At 62.9% G+C, this 18,709-nt stretch carries 17 protein-coding genes; 11 read left to right on the forward strand and 6 right to left on the reverse strand.

Features of this window, described 5'->3' with window-relative positions; all coding sequences use genetic code 11:
* The first annotated feature begins 134 nt into the window (after positions 1-134).
* The 3 genes from purD to J1G35_RS25095 all read left to right on the forward strand — a co-directional run bounded on the left by purD (position 135) and on the right by J1G35_RS25095 (position 4,999).
* The gene (gene purD / locus J1G35_RS25085; RefSeq protein WP_223016306.1) at positions 135-1,427 is read left to right on the forward strand and encodes a phosphoribosylamine--glycine ligase; all 1,293 of its coding nucleotides are present in this window, start codon (positions 135-137) and stop codon (positions 1,425-1,427) included.
* 102 nt (positions 1,428-1,529) lie between these two features.
* On the forward strand, positions 1,530-4,301 hold the full coding sequence (locus tag J1G35_RS25090; RefSeq protein ID WP_053134604.1) for a hybrid sensor histidine kinase/response regulator: 2,772 nt from the start codon (positions 1,530-1,532) through the stop codon (positions 4,299-4,301).
* Positions 4,302-4,402: 101 nt separating this feature from the next.
* On the forward strand, positions 4,403-4,999 hold the full coding sequence (locus J1G35_RS25095; protein ID WP_003171467.1) for a MarC family protein: 597 nt from the start codon (positions 4,403-4,405) through the stop codon (positions 4,997-4,999).
* On the opposite strand, the gene J1G35_RS25100 is transcribed toward J1G35_RS25095, so the two are convergent.
* The 5 genes from J1G35_RS25100 to cobG form a co-directional block, all read right to left on the reverse strand.
* On the reverse strand, positions 4,996-5,775 hold the full coding sequence (locus J1G35_RS25100; RefSeq protein WP_223016307.1) for a hypothetical protein: 780 nt from the start codon (positions 5,773-5,775) through the stop codon (positions 4,996-4,998). The genes J1G35_RS25095 and J1G35_RS25100 overlap by 4 nt on opposite strands.
* A gap of 238 nt (positions 5,776-6,013) precedes the next feature.
* A complete protein-coding gene (gene cobJ / locus J1G35_RS25105; RefSeq protein WP_223016308.1) occupies positions 6,014-7,651 on the reverse strand; it encodes a precorrin-3B C(17)-methyltransferase in 1,638 nt (545 codons plus the stop codon).
* Positions 7,651-8,382 carry a precorrin-2 C(20)-methyltransferase gene (locus tag J1G35_RS25110; RefSeq protein WP_053134593.1) on the reverse strand — a complete coding sequence of 244 codons (732 nt, stop codon included), beginning with the start codon at positions 8,380-8,382 and terminating at the stop codon, positions 7,651-7,653. The genes cobJ and J1G35_RS25110 overlap by 1 nt, the downstream gene beginning before the upstream one ends.
* Positions 8,382-9,008, reverse strand: coding sequence for a precorrin-8X methylmutase (locus J1G35_RS25115; protein WP_053134590.1), 627 nt, complete (start codon positions 9,006-9,008; stop codon positions 8,382-8,384). Before J1G35_RS25115 ends, J1G35_RS25110 begins: the two co-directional genes overlap by 1 nt.
* Positions 9,001-10,347 (reverse strand): precorrin-3B synthase, encoded by a 1,347-nt coding sequence (gene cobG, locus J1G35_RS25120; protein ID WP_223016309.1) that lies wholly within the window; start codon positions 10,345-10,347, stop codon positions 9,001-9,003. The genes J1G35_RS25115 and cobG overlap by 8 nt, the downstream gene beginning before the upstream one ends.
* A gap of 38 nt (positions 10,348-10,385) precedes the next feature.
* On the opposite strand from cobG, the gene cbiE reads away from it, so the two are divergent.
* On the forward strand, positions 10,386-11,591 hold the full coding sequence (gene cbiE / locus J1G35_RS25125) for a precorrin-6y C5,15-methyltransferase (decarboxylating) subunit CbiE (protein ID WP_223016310.1): 1,206 nt from the start codon (positions 10,386-10,388) through the stop codon (positions 11,589-11,591).
* Positions 11,588-12,307 (forward strand): cobalt-precorrin-6A reductase, encoded by a 720-nt coding sequence (locus J1G35_RS25130; protein ID WP_223016311.1) that lies wholly within the window; start codon positions 11,588-11,590, stop codon positions 12,305-12,307. Before cbiE ends, J1G35_RS25130 begins: the two co-directional genes overlap by 4 nt.
* A gap of 58 nt (positions 12,308-12,365) precedes the next feature.
* Here J1G35_RS25130 and J1G35_RS25135 read toward each other — a convergent pair whose 3' ends face one another.
* Positions 12,366-12,617: a DUF6124 family protein gene (locus J1G35_RS25135; RefSeq protein ID WP_150056059.1), complete on the reverse strand. Its 252-nt coding sequence runs from the start codon at positions 12,615-12,617 to the stop codon at positions 12,366-12,368.
* 434 nt (positions 12,618-13,051) lie between these two features.
* Here J1G35_RS25135 and J1G35_RS25140 point away from each other — a divergent pair, with 434 nt between their 5' ends.
* From J1G35_RS25140 to J1G35_RS25165, 6 genes are all read left to right on the forward strand, one after another.
* Positions 13,052-13,408 (forward strand): hypothetical protein, encoded by a 357-nt coding sequence (locus J1G35_RS25140; RefSeq protein ID WP_223016312.1) that lies wholly within the window; start codon positions 13,052-13,054, stop codon positions 13,406-13,408.
* 175 nt (positions 13,409-13,583) lie between these two features.
* On the forward strand, positions 13,584-13,979 hold the full coding sequence (locus J1G35_RS25145; RefSeq protein ID WP_223016313.1) for a DUF2946 domain-containing protein: 396 nt from the start codon (positions 13,584-13,586) through the stop codon (positions 13,977-13,979).
* Between the two features lie 47 nt (positions 13,980-14,026).
* Positions 14,027-14,509, forward strand: coding sequence for a copper chaperone PCu(A)C (locus J1G35_RS25150; protein ID WP_223016314.1), 483 nt, complete (start codon positions 14,027-14,029; stop codon positions 14,507-14,509).
* A gap of 11 nt (positions 14,510-14,520) precedes the next feature.
* Positions 14,521-14,922, forward strand: coding sequence for a DUF2946 domain-containing protein (locus J1G35_RS25155; RefSeq protein WP_223016315.1), 402 nt, complete (start codon positions 14,521-14,523; stop codon positions 14,920-14,922).
* A gap of 93 nt (positions 14,923-15,015) precedes the next feature.
* Positions 15,016-17,085, forward strand: a complete 2,070-nt coding sequence (locus J1G35_RS25160; protein ID WP_223016316.1) for a TonB-dependent copper receptor — start codon at positions 15,016-15,018, stop codon at positions 17,083-17,085.
* A gap of 117 nt (positions 17,086-17,202) precedes the next feature.
* The gene (locus J1G35_RS25165) at positions 17,203-18,585 is read left to right on the forward strand and encodes a PepSY domain-containing protein (protein WP_223016317.1); all 1,383 of its coding nucleotides are present in this window, start codon (positions 17,203-17,205) and stop codon (positions 18,583-18,585) included.
* Positions 18,586-18,709: the final 124 nt, after the last annotated feature.

Consider the following 18,709-nt stretch of genomic DNA (forward strand, 5'->3'; position numbering starts at 1 on the left):
TCTCGCTCGCGAAGATCGTCAACGATAGCGGGGGGCATCTGACTCCCCGTGGCGTTCTCGGGCTTTTCGCGAGCAAGAACTAGGCGTCCCCCTCGCTCCTACAGAAAGCACAGCGTTTCACAGAGGTTTTTGAAATGAATGTTTTGATCATTGGCAGCGGTGGCCGTGAACACGCCCTGGCCTGGAAAGTTGCCCAGGACCCACGCGTCCAGAAAGTTTTCGTCGCCCCCGGCAACGCCGGTACCGCCATCGAAGCCAAGTGCGAAAACGTCGCTATCGACGTGCTGGCCCTTGAGCAACTGGCCGACTTCGCCAAGAAAAACGTCTCCCTGACCATCGTCGGTCCGGAAGTCCCACTGGTTGCCGGTGTCGTGGACCTGTTCCGCAGCCGTGGCCTGGATTGCTTCGGCCCCACCGCCGGCGCGGCCCAACTGGAAGGCTCGAAAGCCTTCACCAAGGATTTCCTCGCGCGCCACAAGATCCCGACTGCCGACTACCAGAACTTCACCGAGATCGAGCCGGCCCTGGCTTACCTGCGTGAAAAAGGTGCGCCAATCGTGATCAAGGCCGACGGCCTGGCCGCCGGTAAAGGCGTGATCGTCGCCATGACCCTGCAGGAAGCCGAAGACGCCGTGCGTGACATGCTCGCCGGTAACGCCTTTGGTGATGCCGGTTCGCGCGTTGTCATCGAGGAATTCCTCGATGGCGAAGAAGCCAGCTTTATCGTGATGGTCGACGGCAAGAACGTGCTGCCGATGGCCACCAGCCAGGACCACAAACGCGTCGGCGACGGCGACAGCGGCCCGAACACCGGCGGCATGGGTGCCTACTCCCCTGCCCCGGTGGTCACCGCCGACGTGCACCAGCGCGTGATGGACCTGGTGATCTGGCCAACCGTGCGTGGCATGGCCGACGAAGGCAATGTGTACACCGGCTTCCTCTACGCCGGTCTGATGATCGACAAAGCCGGCAACCCGAAAGTCATCGAGTTCAACTGCCGCTTCGGCGACCCGGAAACCCAACCGGTGATGCTGCGCCTGCAATCGAGCCTGGTGCTGCTGGTGGAAGCCGCATTGGCCCAGGCCCTGGACAAGGTTGAAGCGCAGTGGGATCCACGTCCGAGCGTCGGCATCGTGCTGGCCGCCGGAGGTTACCCGGCCGACTACGCCAAGGGCGATGTGATTGAAGGCCTGGACGCGGCGGCTACGCTGGAAGGCAAGGTGTTCCATGCGGGCACCGCGCTCAAGGACGGCAAGGTTGTCACCGCCGGCGGTCGTGTCCTGTGCGCCACCGCAATGGGCGCCAGCGTCGACGCTGCGCAGCAACAAGCCTACAAGCTAGCGGCAAAAATCGACTGGAAAGGCTGCTTCTACCGCACGGACATCGGCTACCGCGCCATTGCCCGTGAACGTGGCGAAAGCCAGTAACACTAGCTATCCGTTCGGTTAGGCAAGGGCCTCTGGCCCTTGCCGTATACAGGCCTCCCCGCGCATAGTTAACCGTGCATCAACCTACGAAGGGATTTCGCCGTGCGCTGGCTCAGGATCGCCATAGGTTTTACTGTCAGTCTGCTGACACTGCTCTGCTTGTTTCCGGCCCAGGCCGCCGCGCAAGGCAGTGGCTGGGCAGTATTGCTTGATGAACAGGCTGACCTGCAGCTGAGCGACATCCGCTCCTCGCGCTACACCAATCAATTCAGCCCCATCGAACTGGACCGCATTACCGCAGCGGCACCGGACGGCGCGTTGTGGGTACGTTTCAAGCTGCAGCCCGGCAAGCACGAGCAAGTGCTGCGGATATTCGCCCCGGACCTGTCGCACCTGAACCTCTATGTGCTGGACGGCGACTCCCTGGTCGAGCAGCAAAGCACTGGCACCCGCCAGCCCCAGGCGGAACGCCCATTGCCCAGCAGCGACTTCATGCTGCCGATGCCACAGAGCCCAAAGCCCCTCGACGTCTACCTGCGCCTGGTCTCGGAACACGAACTGCGCCCCTATATCACCCTGGAACCGGCCGTACTGGCCGCTGCGGACCAGACCCAGTCACTGATCTACGGCCTGCTGTTCGGCTGCCTGCTGATGCTGATCCTGCATAACCTGACGCGCTTCGCCTACCATCGCTCGCGCAGCAGCCTGTGGTTGGCGGCCTGCGAACTGCTGCTGATGCTCAGCCTGGCGCTGCTGCTCAACCTGGTGGGCCCTTGGTTGCCGAACTGGCACGCGGTCCAGACCCCAGGGGCCTACCTGGCCCTGCTGCTGACCGCGCCGTGCGGACTGATGTTTGCCTATCGCTTCTTCATGCCCCTCGGTCCGCACCCGCTGAACAAGCTGTTGATGGCCGACATCCTGTTTATCGTGCTGTGCGGCCTGTTGCTGTTGTTCGTCAACACCCTGCCACTGAACATCATCACCTACGCGCTGGTGGCCCTGGCCGGCCTGAGCATGCTGTTTGTCTCGGCGTGTCACTGGCAGAAAGGCTACCGCCCGGCGCGCTTGTTCGTGGCAGGCATGGTGGTGTTCAACATCGGTACGCTGATCATCCTCCCGGCGTTACTGGGGCTGACGATGGTGTCGCCCCAGGGTCTGATCGTGACCCTGCTGGCCTTTATCTGCCTGAGCGGCCTGTTGATGAGCCTGGCCCTCGGCGAGCGCCAGCGCGCCATTGTCGAAGCCCGCTTCAGCCTCAGCCGCGACCTGGCCGCGAGCAATGCCGAGATCGCTGCCAAGGCCGAATTCCTGGCGAAGATCAGCCACGAAATCCGCACCCCCATGAACGGCGTGCTGGGCATGACCGAACTGCTGCTGGGCACGCCGCTGTCGGTGAAGCAGCGCGACTACGTGCAAACCATCCACAGCGCCGGGAACGAACTGCTGACGCTGATCAACGAGATTCTCGACATCTCCAAGCTCGAATCCGGGCAGATCGAACTGGATGACGTGCAGTTCGACCTCAATGCGCTGATCGAAGACTGCCTGAGCATCTTCCGCGCCAAAGCCGAACAGCAGAATGTCGAGTTGATCAGCTTTATCCAGCCCCAGGTGCCGCGCGTCATCAGCGGTGACCCGACACGCCTGCGCCAGACGATGCTGAGCCTGCTGGAAAACGCCCTGCACAAAACCGACGAAGGCGAAGTGCTGATCGTCGTCGCCCTGGACGACCGCAGCACCAAGCCGCGCCTGCGCATTGCCGTGCAGGACAGCGGCCTGCCAATGGAAGCCGCCGAACGCGAAGCCTTGCTGCACAGCGAACTGCACAGCAAGAATTTCCTCTCGGCGACCCGTTTGAGCGGCCACCTGGGCCTGGTGATCGCGCGCCAATTGATCCTGTTGATGAACGGCGAATTCGGCATCAAGAGCGGCAGCCATCAAGGCAGCACGCTGTGGCTGACCCTGCCGCTGGACCCGGAACGCCTGGAACACCCCACCTCCGACCTCGATGGCCCGCTCAAAGGCGCGCGCGTGCTGGTGGTGGACGACAACGACACATGTCGCAAAGTGCTGGTGCAGCAGTGCACGGCCTGGGGCCTGAATGTCAGCGCGGTACCGTCGGGCAAAGAGGCCCTGGCGCTGCTGCGCACCAAGGCGCACCTGCGCGATTACTTCGATGTGGTGCTGCTGGACCAGAACATGCCCGGCATGACCGGTATGCAACTGGCCGCGAAGATCAAGGAAGACCCGAGCCTGAACCACGACATCCTGCTGATCATGCTCACCGGCATCAGCAATGCGCCGAGCAAGGTCATCGCGCGCAACTGCGGGATCAAGCGCATCCTCGCCAAGCCGGTCGCCGGTTACACCCTCAAGACCACCTTGGCGGATGAGTTGACCCAGCGCAGCAAAGGTGGCGTGCAGCCCCGCGCGTCCCTCAGCGCCCCGGCGGCGGTAATCGTGCCCAGCGATTTCAAGATCCTGGTAGCCGAAGACAACAGCATCTCCACCAAAGTGATTCGCGGCATGCTCGGCAAGCTCAACCTCAACCCGGACACGGCCAGCAACGGTGAAGAAGCGCTGGAGGCGATGAAGGCCCAGCGTTACGACCTGGTGTTGATGGACTGCGAGATGCCGATCCTCGATGGTTTCTCGGCCACCCAGCAACTGCGCGCGTGGGAAGTCAGCCACCAGCGCATTCGCACGCCGGTGGTGGCGCTCACCGCGCATATCCTCTCGGAACACAAAGAACGCGCACGCCAGGCCGGCATGGACGGGCATATGGCCAAACCGGTGGAGTTGTCGCAGTTGCGTGAGCTGGTGGAGTACTGGGTGGCGCAGCGTCAACAACGGCCTGAGCACGCGTCCTCTTGATCTGAAATGTTTTCCCCATGTGGGAGGGGCAACCCCCTCCCACATTTGCTCTGTATCGCCTGTTAGACTCTCCACACTTTCCCCGCCCGCGAGCCACCCCCATGCTCCACGTGTTATTCAGCGTTTACCTGAAGATGCTGGTGCTCTACAGCCCGTTCTTCGTGCTGTCCTGCTTTATCAGCCTGACCCGTGGCTATTCCAGCAAAGAGCGGCGGCGCCTGGCCTGGAAAGTGGCGCTGGCAACCCTGGTGTCGAGCGTGTTGCTCTACCTGTTCGGCCGGGTGATCTTCAGCGTGTTCGGCATCACCGTGGATGCCTTCCGCATCGGTGCCGGCAGTGTGCTGTTTATCTCCGCCCTGGGCATGGCCCAAGGCAAGTCGGCGGTGCAGACCGACAACGTGCAGCAGGACGTGACCATCGTGCCGCTGACCATCCCCCTTACAGTCGGCCCCGGCACCATTGGTGCGCTGTTGGTCATGGGCGTCAGCCAACCGCACTGGGACGACAAGCTCACCGCCATCCTCAGCATCGCCCTGGCCAGCCTCACGGTGGGCGTGGTGCTGTACCTGTCCAACCGTATCGAACGGATTCTCGGTGACCAAGGCTTACAAATTGTCAGTCGGTTAATGGGGTTGTTCGTATGCGCCCTCGCCGCGCAGATCATCTTTACCGGCGTGCGCGGTTACCTGGTGCCTTAGATACGGTACTTGGCAATCGCCAACTGCACCTTGTCGCCCGCGCTCTCGCGCATCAGTTGGATGGTTTTTTCGTTGACCACCGAGGTATTCAGCACCAGGCAGGTTTGCCCACTGAAAGCCTCGAACGAGGAACTGTCCCATTCCAGGAACGGCAGCCCCACCTGTTTGCTCACGCCCTGGGTGCTGTAGGTCACCAGCACCATCATCAATTCGCCGTCCGTTTCGGCGCAGGACGCCAGGCCGAAATCACCGCCCTGATGCACCGTGCTGTTGCGCTTGAACAGTTCGAAAGAGCTCGGTTGCTGCTTCAGCGCTTCCAGTGCATCGGCCGCCAGCTTCGGCAGCGCCGCGATCAACGGCGCCGAAACCGAGATTGTCGCCAACATCGCGCTGATGATATTCAGTGCGGCCAGTTGCACCGTCAGGCCCTTGCCCGAATGAGAGACCCGCTCGAAACTGCTGCGCACCGGCAGCCAGCCCAGACTGATCATCACCTTGATAAATTCGTCGTACCAGGCCTCGGTACCTCGGTGGATTTTCAATACATCGCTGACGTAACTGCTGGCCAGCAGATAGCTTTTGCGGATGTACTCCCGGTTCAGCCCGGACAAGCCCTCGGCAAACGAAATCACACTGTTGTTGACCACCGCCGCGTTGCTGTCGTCCTCCGTGTCGAGCGGCAATGAGGGCTGCACGCCTGGCGCCCTGGATAATGTGTAGGCGGCAATCAACTTGCGCCGTTTTGTGTTGTTGATCCTTCTGTGATGTCGCTCCATGTTCGGTTCTCCACAAACACCCCAACGCGGGGCTTGTGTCCACACTAGTCCAGTCACCGGCGGCTCTTCCAGGCCACAAACATCGCTTGCCGGCCCCCGGCAAAAAACGCTGCCCAGCAATGACGGGGCGCGCCTCCAGGCCTTCCGGCTTTCGTGATTCAAAAAAGAAAAAGCCCCGAGCGACAACAGATCATCACCCGTTGTCATTCGGAGCTTTCGTGCGGCCGCCCAGGCGTTTTCAGGACGTGGGCTTTTCGCCGTACCAGCGCGGCGTATAGACCCATTCACCGCCACCGGCGCGAGGGAATGTGCAGGTGGTGGATGAGCCGATCAACACCATGGTGCGCATGTCGACTTGGTCTGGCGTGAGTTGCCCCAGGGTGGTGACGCGCAAAGTCTGGCCCGGACGACCAATATCGCGGCCGAGCACCACCGGGGTTTCAGGCGTGCGGTGCTGCGCGACGATTTCCAGGGCGCGCCCCAGCTGCCACGGCCGCGAACGCGAGATCGGGTTGTAGAACGCCAGGGCCAGATCGGCCTGGGACGCAAGGTCCAGGCGCTTTTCGATAATCGACCAAGGCTTGAGGTTGTCCGACAGCGACATCACGCAGAAGTCATGGCCCAGCGGCGCACCGGCCTGGGCGGCGGTGGCCAGGGAGGCCGAAACGCCCGGCAGGATTTCCAGGTCAACCTGGTGCCACGCCGGGTCGCTGGACTCGTGTAACGCCTCGATCACCGCCGCAGCCATGGCGAAGACGCCGGGGTCGCCGGACGACACCACCACCACCGAGCGCCCCTGCGCGGCCAGCTCAAACGCGTGGCGGGCGCGTTGCATCTCTTCGCGGTTATCGGTGCAGTGCTGTACTTGGTCGTCACGGAACGGTCCGGCCATGCGCACGTAGGTTTCATAGCCCAACACATCGGTGCAACGCGCGAGTTCGGCCTTGACCGCCGGCACCATCAACTCGGCGGCGCCAGGGCCCAGACCGATCACGGCGAGGCGACCACGGCGGCGGCCGACCTGGGCCAGGTCCAGAGGCTGCTCGGCAACGCTGATGGCGATGTCTGCGCCTGGCGTCACCTCGGCAAAGCGCAGCGGCACACCCAACTGCAACGCGGCTTCATGCAGCGACGCTTCGGCCATCTGCCGATCACTGGCCAACAGGCAGGCCAGGGATTGCACGGCGATACCCGCCTCGTGCAACGCCGTGCGGACACGCTCCGCCAACTGCGCACCCGGCTGGCAGGTCACGCACACATTCTTCGGATAAATCAGCAACTCGTTGGCGGCGGGCGCGCGCTCGGCATTCCCCACATGGATGGCTAAATGCGCGTGCTGGTCCTGGGGCAAATTCGCCTGATCCAACCACGGCGCCGCACCTTCGATACGCACGCTTTCGCCGGCCAGCAGGTCCGAGACAAAGCGCTTGCCCAGCTCCAGATCCGCCAGTTCATAACCCGCAGGCGGGTTGAGCAGGCAGGTACCGAAGCGCAGCTCGCCACTGGTGGTGATCGCCGCAGCAACGCCTAGGGCCGCTGCGATGTCACGCGCCATGACGTTCACACCACCAAGGCCACCGAGCAACGGCACCACGGCGCTGCCATCCTCCGCCACAGCCAGTACGGCCGGCTCCTCGCCCTTCTCCAGCAGCAGCGGCGCCAGGGTGCGGATCACGATGCCCGCCGCACACAGGGCGATCAGCGGCGAGCCCTGCTGGTACAGCTGACGCAGGGTCGCGCCAAATTCGCGGTAAGTCTGGTCGGCACCTTCAACTCGCCCGACCAGTCCGTGGATCAGTGCGCCAGGGTAAACCTGCTGGATCCTGCGCGCGGTGGCCAGGCTGCCCTGGCCCAGAATGACAATCTCCGGGTTCATCAACCTTGCCACCTTTCACCCGGCACGATGATCAGCGAGAAGTACGGCGAAGACATCGGCTCCACCTGGTCCAGCGGCACGATTTTCTGGTTGGCCATGGTCGCGCGCTCCACATACAGCGCGCGCTCGGCCAGGCCAAGTTCTTCGAGGACCTGGCGCACCTTGGGGAAGTTGCGCCCCAGCTTCATGATCACCGCCGCATCGGCATCTGCCAGGCGGCGCTTGAGGTCTTCATGGGGCAGCACCCCCGACAGCACCGACAGGCTCTGGTTGCGATACACCAACGGCGCGCCGAGTACCGAGGCGCCGCCGAGCATCGAGCACACGCCGGGGATGACCTGGGCTTCATAGCGCTCGGCCAAACGGTCATGCAAATACATATAGGAGCCGTAGAAGAACGGATCACCCTCGCAGATCACCGCCACATCGCGACCGGCGTCCAGGTGCGCGGCCACATCGACACTGGCGGTGTCGTAGAAGTCGCTGATCACCTGTTCGTAGGACAGCGGCGCCGGCAGCGCTTCGGTGGTCACCGGGTACACCAGTGGCATCAAGGTTTGCTGAGGCACCAAGTGGTCTTCGATGATGCCGAAGGCGTTGCCCTTCTTGCCCTTGGCCACGAAATACGCCACCACTGGCGATTCGCGCAGCAGGCGCAGGGCCTTGACGGTAATCAACTCCGGGTCGCCGGGGCCGACGCCCAGGCCGATCAAACGTCCGCGTGCCGGCATTATTCGACCTCCGTGGCGAGCGCATTCACCGCCGCGGCGGCCATGGCACTGCCGCCCAGACGGCCCTGCATAATCACAAACGGTACGCCACGGCTATCCGCCGCCAGCATGGCCTTGGATTCGGCAGCGCCGACAAACCCGACCGGGAAGCCGAGGATCAACGCCGGTTTCGGCGCGCCGGCATCCAGCATCTCCAGCAGGTAGAACAGCGCCGTCGGCGCATTGCCGATCACCACCACGCTGCCTGCCAAGTGCGGACGCCACAGCTCCAGGGCGGCGGCGGAACGGGTATTGCCCAGCTCCCGTGCCAGCTCCGGCACGCTGTCATCGCGCAGGGTGCAGATCACTGGGTTGTTGGCCGGCAAGCGCGCACGGGTCACGCCTTCGGAGACCATCCGCGCATCACACAGAATCGGCGCGCCAGCGGCCAGCGCATCGCGCCCGGCCTTACCCGCGCCGTCGGAGAACTGCAGGCCATCGATGGCCTCGACCATGCCGCACGCATGAATCACCCGCACCGCGAGTTTCTCCAGGTCGGCCGGGATGCGCTCCAAGTTGGCTTCCGCGCGAATAATGGCGAAGGAGTTGCGATAGATCTCCTGACCGTCGCGGATGTAATCAATCATCGGTGTTGCTCCGTGGGCGAGCGCGCAGCAAGGCGCCTGCCGCTTCAATGGAAAGAGTGCGCGCGTGCAGCCGGCCAAAACCGGGTTGGGCTGCCTCGCGAAAATAGAGGTCGTAGTGGCCGGGGCTCACCGCCAGCAAGGTGACCGGCGCAACGTGCGCGGCGGCGCAGGAGCGCGAGCAGCCGGACAGGTGCACGTCATGGCCGGGATGCAGCGCGGCCAATTGCACGGCGTCGGCCTTGGTGTCGGCGAGGGCCTTGCCGCAGCCGCTGGAGCCGGTGCAGGCGATCATGTGCGCCAGGGGTTGGTCGACTGAGCAGAGAAAGCCCAATTGCTCCAGGTGTTGGGTCACGGCGTGGGGTTTTTCGACGTTGGGCAGCAGCACACCTTGCCAAGGGGTGAAGCGCACTGTGCCGTCGCCATGTTCGTCGGCGAGTTGCGCGACGCCCTTGAGCATCGTCGAATCCAGGCGCCCCAAGGGTGCGATGGCGGCGACATAGAATTGATTGTTCTGCGCTTGCGGATACGTTCCGAGGTGCAGCAACGCGCCGCTGGGCGGGCGTTTGAAGCCGTCGACCGGCAGCAACGACAGGCTGAGGCGGCTCAGCAACTTATCCACAGCCAGATGGCGCATGCGGGTTTGTTCTGGGGTGGCGAGGTCAAGAAACGCCTCCAGCACCGCCACCACCAACGCATGACCCTGCTCCAGCGGTACGGCGGCCAACGGTGCATCCAGTCCTGGACACCCTGCCAGGCCGAACGCGAGGAGCGTCTCGCCATTGCGTACGAACGCCGACAGCCACAGATCATGATGATGTTCGAGCATCGCCAAGGCTTCACCGCCATCCAGTTGTACGGCGAACTTGGCCGACAGCTCATGGAAACGCGGATGATTTTGCAAGGTGGCGAGTATCTGCTCGGCCAGCGGCCGGGTGTCGAACAGCATCTGCGGATCGATACCGGCGCTGGGGCTGAGCATCAGGTTGCGGACGTCGTCGCCAGCAGCGTTACTCGGGCCCAGGTCGGCAGCCAGCAGCATGGCAATCAAGGCGTCTTGCTCGGCACCGATCCCACGTATTTGCAAGTTGGCACGATTGGTCGCCTCGATCACCCCGCCCGCGTAGGCCTGGGCTGCATCCGCCACGGCATGGGCCTGGGCGGCGCTGATCGAGCCACCGGCCAATTTGATCCGGCAAATACCGCCATCCAACGCCTGGACGATACGCAGCAACCCCGGACAAGCCGAGGGGCGCAAGGTATTCACAGCGGGCGTTGGGTTCACGGGGCTACCGGTTGACGGGTAAAGGCGCGGTATTATGCCTGCTTTGTCCGGCGGCATGAAAAGCCTGCCCGTCGGATGTCGCTCAAGGAATTGATATGTCGCCCTGGCTGACGGTTGTAGGCATCGGTGAAGACGGCTTCAAGGGGCTGGGCAGGAATGCCCGGCATGCCCTGTTGCGCGCTTCGCGGATTATAGGTGGTCAGCGCCAGTTGGACCTGTTGCCGGTGTGTATTCGCGGTGAGCGCCAGTTGTGGCCAAGCCCTTTCTCCCTGGAACCGGTACTGGCGCGGCGTGGCGAGCCTGTGTGCGTGCTAGCCAGTGGCGATCCGATGTTCTATGGCGTGGGCGCCAGCCTGGCGCGGCAGGTGGCGGCTGAAGAACTGCTGATTTTGCCGGCGCCGTCGTCGGTGTCATTGGCGGCGGCGCGGTTGGGCTGGCCGTTGCAGGAGGTGGTGACGCTGTCCGTCGTGGCTCGGCCGGTGGCGGCGATCAATGCGCATCTGGCCACCGGTGTGCGTTTATTGGTACTGAGTAATGACGGCGGCAGTCCCGCGTTGATTGCTTCGTTGTTGGCTGAATCCGGGTTTGGACCCAGCCGATTGACAGTATTTGAACACCTGGGCGGCGCGGATGAGCGGCGCATCGACGGTTTGGCTGAGGATTGGCAGCACGCCTGTGTCGCCGATTTGAACCTGGTCGCCATCGACTGCCAGGCCTCCAGCGACACACCACGTCTGTCGCGCCTCGCTGGCTTGCCCGATTCTGCCTTCCAGCACGACGGCCAACTGACCAAGCGCGATGTACGTGCCATGACCCTCGCTCGCCTCGCGCCGATGCCCGGCGAGTTGCTGTGGGACGTGGGCGCGGGCAGTGGCTCCATCGGTATCGAATGGATGCGCGCCCATCCGAGCTGCCGAGCATTGGCGATTGAAGCAGACGAAGGCCGCCAGGACCTTATTGAACACAATCGCGACGCCCTCGGCGTGCCCGGTTTGCAGTTGATTCGTGGCAAAGCCCCGCAAGCGTTGCACGGCCTTACAGCACCCGACGCCATCTTCATCGGCGGCGGCGTCACCCGCGATGGCGTGCTCGACACCTGCTGGCAACACCTGCGCCCCGGCGGTCGCTTGGTGGCCAATGCCGTCACCCTGCAAAGTGAAATGACCTTGATGAACTGGCGCGCTCAACATGGCGGCGAACTGACCCGCATCCACGTCGCTCAGGCCCAGCCGCTGGGTGAATTCGATACCTGGCGGCAGGCGCTTCCCATCACCCTGTTGGAAGTGGTCAAGCCGCGATGAAACGCATCCTGCTGCTGGGCGGTGTGACCGAAGCACTGGCTATCGCGCGCACCTTGGGGCCGGCGCATATCTACAGCCTGGCGGGTGTGGGACGTGTGCCTACCGATCTCACCTGTCAGGTGCGTGTCGGCGGTTATGGCGGGGCTGAAGGCTTGGCGCAGTTTGTTCGCGATGAACAGATCAGCCTGATCCTCGACGCGACCCATCCGTATGCGGCGCAGATCAGCCAGAACGCCGCGCTGGCGGCGCAGTTGTGCGGTGTCCCCTGCTGGGCGTTGCGCCGACCGGCGTGGCAGCCGCAGGCCGGTGACGATTGGCGTGAGGTCAGTGATTGGGCCGAGTTAGTTGCGGCGTTGAAACCGTTCAAGCGCCCATTGTTCACCTTGGGTCGCGAGCCGTTGCAGCACCTTGATGAAATCCCGCCCGAGCAGTTCTGGACGTTGCGCGCGCTGGATGTGTATCCCGGCAATGATCGCTGTGAAGTGATTGGCGCACGCGGTCCGTTTCTGCTTGAAGATGAACGCGCGTTGTTTGAACGGCGCGGGATCGATGTGCTGATCAGCAAGAACAGTGGCAGTACCGCCACCGAACCGAAGCTGGAAGTGGCGCGGGAACGGGGGGTGCCGGTGTTGGTGTTGAAGCGGCCGGTATTGGCGGCGGTGGACCGGGAGTTCGCCACAGTGGCGGCGGTCTTGCAGGCAATCCAATCTCCCTGAACAACTCAGTTCAAATGTGGGAGGGGGCAAGCCCCCTCCCACATTTTGAACTGCATTGTTAGCTGCTCGCGGCGGACACCTGCCCAACGCCGCTGTGCACCCGATCAGCCAACAACTGCGCCAGTTCGATCAACTGAGCAACGCCCAGCAATTCCTCGCGTTTCGGACCTTCCAGGTCAAACGCCAGATCGCAACTCAGCGCATTGGCCGAGGCGAGTGTTTCGCTGAGATTGACCAACAGGTCTTCGGTGCTGATGCCATCGGCCACGGTGAACAGCCGGACGGGGGGATTGGGGGTGGGTTTGATCATTGTGAAGCTCCTTAATCTAAGTGGAGCTGCCACTGATCGCCGCGATGCGATGGGGGTGGCAGCTGTGCGCAGGTTCGCGGACCGGAGATCAAGGAAGCCGGCATACCCGAAGGTATCCCGCGCACAGCCACCATAGCGCCACACAGTAGACGATAAAAAAGCGTCGACTGAAAGGAGGCAATGCTTAATCAATCCGGGCCGCGACGCCCGTCCGCTGAGTTTTCAGCGGTGTCCGGAGACTAGAGATTGAGTTTCCTACCGGCAACCTCAAAGAGTTGTCGGAAGTTTCCGTGGAACGACCTCATATTCGGGCTGCGCGGCGGATCAAGGAGAATTTACCTACATGCGTAACGGAACCCGCTGACTACCTAGAACCACATACCCTTGGCGATGATCCTCGCCGCTTTGTCCTACGGCGTAAATATGAGGTTCACATGACTAACAAACCCCGTACGCAGCACCTGACTCGACCTGCTGAAAGCACAATTATCGAGCACATAATCGCGAACCCAGAGTTCGCGCACGCGCTAAGCCTTGAGGCCGACGAACTAAAATTGGATGAACCCGAAGTCGCAGCTCGATTAAACCAATGGCTGGAAAAAGCCCAATACCTATCTGACAGAAAGACAACGTTCACAGTTTTCGACGCTGCTGACCATCTCCACACACAAGAAGAGATGGATGCTTTCCTTGAAGCCTGTCTCGAAGAAGACCCAGGCGATGGCTCATTGATCAAGGTGGCGCGAGCCGACATCGCCCGCGCGACTCGCAGGCTCAACGCCAAGCAATAGCCAAACACAATCCAAAATGTGGGAGGGCCGTTGACTTGAAGATCGGCATCCCCTCAATTCCCCGTCTATCCTCAAACCCAGCACTGCGACACCAAACCACACCACCGCTTTTTACTTATCCCCTCCGATCAGGCTAAATACCCGCCTGATCGTTTAACCCTACGGATTGTCCGCCATGGCCCGTCAACGCTTTGCAATTGCCTGGATCGCCTGCCTTGCAGTGCTGTTCAACGCCGTTGCCATGCCGATGGCCAGTGCGATGCAGCAGTCCAAGGACCCTGTGCAGCAATTGCTGTGGGGCAGTTTCTGTTCGTCCAATGGCGCCAGCCTGAAGACCATTGCCCTGGGCAAGCTGGAGATTCCGGCGCCGCAGCAGGACGATCATTCCACCATGCAGCATTGCTGGTGTTGCTCCGGCTCGGCGCCGTTGGTGGCGTTGCCGGGGCATGTGCCGCAGTTGTATCTCACGCGATTCGAGACGCTACAGCGTCAACCACACACCCCATTGCAAACCCCAACCCCGCGCCAGCAATGGCCGAGCCTTAACCCCCGCGCCTCTCCAACGGCCTGATCTTCTTCGCACATCAACTGCGTTTAGAACCCTTCTGGAGAACTGCCATGCTCAAATCATCCCTGCTTCTGGCCGCCTTGCTGCTGCCGGTGTTCAGTGCTGCCAATGCCGAAGACTACAAGGCCGGCGACCTGCTGGTCAGCAATCCCTGGTCCCAGGAGTTGCCGCCGAATGCGCCGACCGTCGCGGCGTATTTCGTGATTCATAACACCGGCGAAAGCCCGGATCGCTTGCTCAGTGTCGACACACCGGTGGCGGACAAGGCTGAGCTGCATGAGCATGTGATGCAGGGCGACTTGATGAAGATGCAGCAAGTGCCCAGTGTTGCCGTACCGGCCAAGGGTGACCTTACCTTCGCGCCCATGGCGTATCACGTGATGTTGCTGGGCCTCAAGGACCGCAGCGTGCTGGCCGATGGCAAGCAATTCCCACTGACCCTGACCTTCGAAAAAGCCGGCAAGGTCGTGGTGGAAGTGTCGGTGCAAAAAGTGCCGCCGATGGCCGGCCACGCACATAAGCCCGTCCAATAGGCTGACGTTCGATGGGCGCCCCCCGCGCCAGGTTATCTCCACACCACCGCGTGATGCGCGGCAGTTGGATCAGCCTGTTCGCCATGCTGATGATCTTTATCGGTCCGCTGATTTCCCAAGCGATGCCGATGGATCATCACGCCGGTATGTCGATGGAAATGTCCATGGACATGCCCGGCGAGCATGGCGAAGGCCACCACCCTAAAGCCCCCGACGAACATCACGCACTCTGGGCCAAGTGCGGTTATTGCGACCTGCTGTTCAGTTGCCCGGCGCTGCCTGGCAACGTGTCATTCGTGGCCATCGGCACTCCGCCGCCGGCCAATGCCCTCACCCCCGCCCCGCGCCTGGGCCATGCCCGGCAGAGCATCTTCCCCGGCGCGCGCAGCCGCGCCCCGCCCATCGCCTCGTAAGCACCTGACACCGTTACTTCACCCCGGCCGACTTTAGACAGACAGCCGCAGGCTGCTGGCCGTGTTGTTTACGATTGATTGATGGAATTTGTCATGTCCAGGTTTACTGCTGACTCCCGTTTGGGATGCACCCCTGTGCTCGCTGCCCTATGCGGCGCCCTGCTCGCCCCCCACGCGCTGGCCGATGAACACGCCGAGCACGAGCTGACCCCCACCGTGATCACGGCGATCGCCCCCAGCTCGCCGCTGACCGTGGTCACCAACCCCAAGGACCCGCGCCAACCGGTGCCCGCCAGCGACGGCGGCGACTACCTTAAGACCATCCCCGGCTTCGCCCTGGTACGCAACGGCGGCACCAATGGCGACCCGGTGCTGCGCGGCATGTTCGGCTCGCGCCTGAACATCCTCACCAACGGCAGCATGATGCTCGGCGCCTGCCCCGGCAGGATGGATGCACCGACCTCGTACATTTCGCCGGAAACCTACGACACGCTCACCGTGATCAAAGGCCCGCAAACCGTACTCTGGGGCCCGGGCGCGTCGGCCGGCACCGTCCTGTTCGAACGCGAACCGGAGCACTTCGGTGAACTCGGCACGCGGCTCAATGCCAGTGTATTGGCCGGCTCCAACGGGCGCTTCGACAAGGTCATCGATGCCGCCGCTGGCGGGCCGCTGGGCTATGTGCGGGTGATCGGCAACCAGGCCCATGCCGATGACTACAAGGACGGCAACAACGACACCGTCGCCTCCCGTTATGACAAGTGGAATGGCGACGTCGCCGTCGGCTTCACCCCGGATGCCGACACCCTGCTGGAGCTCACCGCCGGCCGTGGCGACGGCGAAGCGCGTTACGCCGGGCGCGGCATGGACGGTTCGCAGTTCCTGCGCGAAAGCCTGGGCCTGCGCTTCGAGAAATCGAATATCGGCGAAGTGCTGGATAAGGTCGAAGCCCAGGTCTACTACAACTACGCCGACCACGTGATGGACAACTACAGCCTGCGCACGCCCTCGGGCACCGGGATGATGGCCGGGCCCATGGCCTCCAACGTCGACCGCCGCACCCTCGGCGCACGCATCAAGGCCACCTGGCGTTGGGCCGATGTGCAACTGATCAGCGGCCTGGATGCGCAGACCAACGAGCATCGCCAACGCAGCAGCATGGGCATCGACACCTACAAGGATTTGCCCAAGGTCAAGGACGCCAATTTTCACAACTACGGCGTGTTCGGCGAGCTCACCTGGTACGCCGCCGACCGTGACCGCCTGATCACCGGCGCGCGCCTGGACCGCGCCTCGGCCAAGGACTTTCGGCAAACCACCGGCTCGGGGATGAGTGCACGCGCCAACCCGACCGCCGACGACACCCGCGCCGATACCCTGCCCTCGGGCTTTATGCGCTACGAGCATGACCTGGCCGACAGTCCTACCACCCTCTACGCGGGCCTGGGTCACTCGGAACGCTTCCCGGATTACTGGGAGCTGTTCTCGCCCAACACCGGCGCAGTCGGTTCGGTCAACGCCTTCGACGGCGTGAAGCCGGAGAAAACCACCCAGCTCGACGTCGGCGCGCAATACAAGGCTGACGACCTGGAGGCCTGGGCGTCGGGCTACGTCGGCCAGGTACGTGATTTCATCCTGTTCGACTATCGGGCGGGGATGATGGGCACCACCTCCCAGGCGCGCAATGTGGACGCGCGCATCATGGGCGGCGAACTGGGCGCGGCCTACACGCTGACGCAACACTGGAAAGCCGACGCCACCCTCGCCTACGCCTGGGGCAAGAACAGCAGCGACGGCAAGGCCTTGCCGCAAATGCCGCCGTTGGATGCACGTTTCGGCCTGACCTACAGCGAGGACGACTGGAGTGCCGGCGCCCTGTGGCGGGTAGTGGCGGCACAAAACCGCATCGACCAGAACAAGGGCAACGTGGTCGGCAAGGACTACGACAAGAGCGGCGGTTTTGGCGTGTTCTCGCTCAATGGTGCGTACCGCATCAACAAAAACTTCAAGGTCAGCACGGGCGTCGACAACCTGTTCGGCAAGGCCTACGCCGAGCACTTGAACCTGGCCGGCAACGCCGGGTTCGGCTACCCGGCCAACGACCCGCAAGCCATCAAGGAACCAGGGCGCACCCTGTGGACCAAGGTGGACATGAGCTTCTAAAAGCATCGGGGGCAAGCCCCCTCCCACAGTTGGAATGCACTCCACATGTGGGAGGGGGCTTGCCCCCGATGGCGGCCTGACCAACGACAAAAATTCAAGCTTTGCGGAGCATCCCTGATGACCACTCAAAAAATCTCCTTCTACAACCTGGCCTGGCGCTGGCACTTCTACGCCGGCCTCTTCGTCGCCCCCTTCATGGTGCTGCTGGCCCTGACCGGCATCATCTACCTGTTCAAGCCCCAGCTCGACCCGCTGATGTACGGCGACCTGCTCAAGGTGCAAAGCGCCGAACACGCACTGAGCGCCGACGAGCAGTTGCAACGCGCCCAGGCGGCCTTTCCCCAGGGCAAGATCAGCAAGTACCTGCCACCCGCCGACGCCACCAGCAGCGCGCAGTTCGTGATGCACGACGGTGGTCGCGAAGTGACGGTGTTCGTCGACCCCTATCGCGGCACCGTACTCGGTGAGCAGGACGCAAAAAACAACCTGCAAGCCATCGCCCGCGCCCTGCACGGCGAACTGATGATCGGCACCGTCGGCGATCGCCTGATTGAACTCGCCGCCGGTTGGGGCGTGATGCTGGTGGTGTCCGGCCTGTACCTGTGGTGGCCGCGCGGCAAAACGTCGGCCGGGGTGTTATGGCCGCGTTTCACGAGCCGTGGCCGCGTGTTCTGGCGTGATCTGCATGCCGTCGCCGGCTTCTGGGGCGCGGCGTTTTTGCTGGTAATGCTGATCAGTGGCATGACCTGGACCGGCTTCTGGGGCAAGCAATACGCCGATCTCTGGAACACCTTCCCGGCGGCGATGTGGAACAACGTGCCGCAATCCGATCAGCAGGCGCGGGTGCTCAACACCGCGACGCAACAGACCGTGCCCTGGGCCATGGAAAACACGCCGATGCCGATGTCCGGCGCCCATGCCGAACACATGAACCATGGCGCCATGCACGCCGCTCCCGCCGCGCCCACGGTGCGCTTGCAGCAAGTAATGGACTTGGCCACTGCACGTAAAGTCGAGCCTGGCTACAGCATCACCTTCCCGACCACTGCCGAGGGCGTGTTCACCGTTGCGGTGTTCGCCAACGACCCGCGCAACGACGCGACCCTGCATGTGGACCAATACACCGGCAAGGTCCTCGCCGATGTGCGCTGGGAGCACTACAACATCGTGGCGCGGGCCACCGAGACAGGCGTAATGCTGCACGAGGGTAAGATGTTCGGCTGGGTGAACCAGCTGATCGTGCTGCTGATCTGCCTGATGATTCTGCTCAGCGCCGTGAGTGGCGTGGTGATCTGGTGGAAGCGCCGGCCCCAGGGCGGCCTGGGCGTTCCGCCACTGCGCCATGACCTGCCGAAGTGGAAAACCGCAATGGTGATCATGCTTGCGCTGGCGATTATTTTCCCGCTGGTGGGCGCTTCGTTGATCGTGGTCTGGGCATTGGATCGCCTGGTGCTGTCGCGGTGGTTCGGGCAACGTGAATCCACTTCCGGCCCGATATGATTCGTCCATGCCGCAGGAAGCGTTAACGCGTAACACTTCCTGCAGACCTCAGCTCGCCGCACCCAGCGGCGAGCACCACCTTGAATTGGCGGGTTGTTTTTTATTGGCCTGATGCGCAGGCGCT

This window comes from Pseudomonas sp. SH10-3B (assembly GCF_019891415.1).
Taxonomy (GTDB): Bacteria; Pseudomonadota; Gammaproteobacteria; order Pseudomonadales; family Pseudomonadaceae; genus Aquipseudomonas.

Coding starts and splice junctions, on each gene's coding strand:
- purD (WP_223016306.1), top strand. CDS start 135: ATGAATGTTTTGATCATTGGCAGCGGTGGCCGTGAACACGCCCTGGCC.
- cobG (WP_223016309.1), bottom strand. CDS start 10,347: ATGCCGCCGGACAAAGCAGGCATAATACCGCGCCTTTACCCGTCAACC.
- cobJ (WP_223016308.1), bottom strand. CDS start 7,651: ATGAACCCGGAGATTGTCATTCTGGGCCAGGGCAGCCTGGCCACCGCG.
- cbiE (WP_223016310.1), top strand. CDS start 10,386: ATGTCGCCCTGGCTGACGGTTGTAGGCATCGGTGAAGACGGCTTCAAG.
- J1G35_RS25145 (WP_223016313.1), top strand. CDS start 13,584: ATGGCCCGTCAACGCTTTGCAATTGCCTGGATCGCCTGCCTTGCAGTG.
- J1G35_RS25095 (WP_003171467.1), top strand. CDS start 4,403: ATGCTCCACGTGTTATTCAGCGTTTACCTGAAGATGCTGGTGCTCTAC.
- J1G35_RS25115 (WP_053134590.1), bottom strand. CDS start 9,008: ATGATTGATTACATCCGCGACGGTCAGGAGATCTATCGCAACTCCTTC.
- J1G35_RS25160 (WP_223016316.1), top strand. CDS start 15,016: ATGTCCAGGTTTACTGCTGACTCCCGTTTGGGATGCACCCCTGTGCTC.
- J1G35_RS25140 (WP_223016312.1), top strand. CDS start 13,052: ATGACTAACAAACCCCGTACGCAGCACCTGACTCGACCTGCTGAAAGC.
- J1G35_RS25165 (WP_223016317.1), top strand. CDS start 17,203: ATGACCACTCAAAAAATCTCCTTCTACAACCTGGCCTGGCGCTGGCAC.
- J1G35_RS25150 (WP_223016314.1), top strand. CDS start 14,027: ATGCTCAAATCATCCCTGCTTCTGGCCGCCTTGCTGCTGCCGGTGTTC.
- J1G35_RS25135 (WP_150056059.1), bottom strand. CDS start 12,617: ATGATCAAACCCACCCCCAATCCCCCCGTCCGGCTGTTCACCGTGGCC.
- J1G35_RS25130 (WP_223016311.1), top strand. CDS start 11,588: ATGAAACGCATCCTGCTGCTGGGCGGTGTGACCGAAGCACTGGCTATC.
- J1G35_RS25110 (WP_053134593.1), bottom strand. CDS start 8,382: ATGCCGGCACGCGGACGTTTGATCGGCCTGGGCGTCGGCCCCGGCGAC.
- J1G35_RS25155 (WP_223016315.1), top strand. CDS start 14,521: ATGGGCGCCCCCCGCGCCAGGTTATCTCCACACCACCGCGTGATGCGC.
- J1G35_RS25100 (WP_223016307.1), bottom strand. CDS start 5,775: ATGGAGCGACATCACAGAAGGATCAACAACACAAAACGGCGCAAGTTG.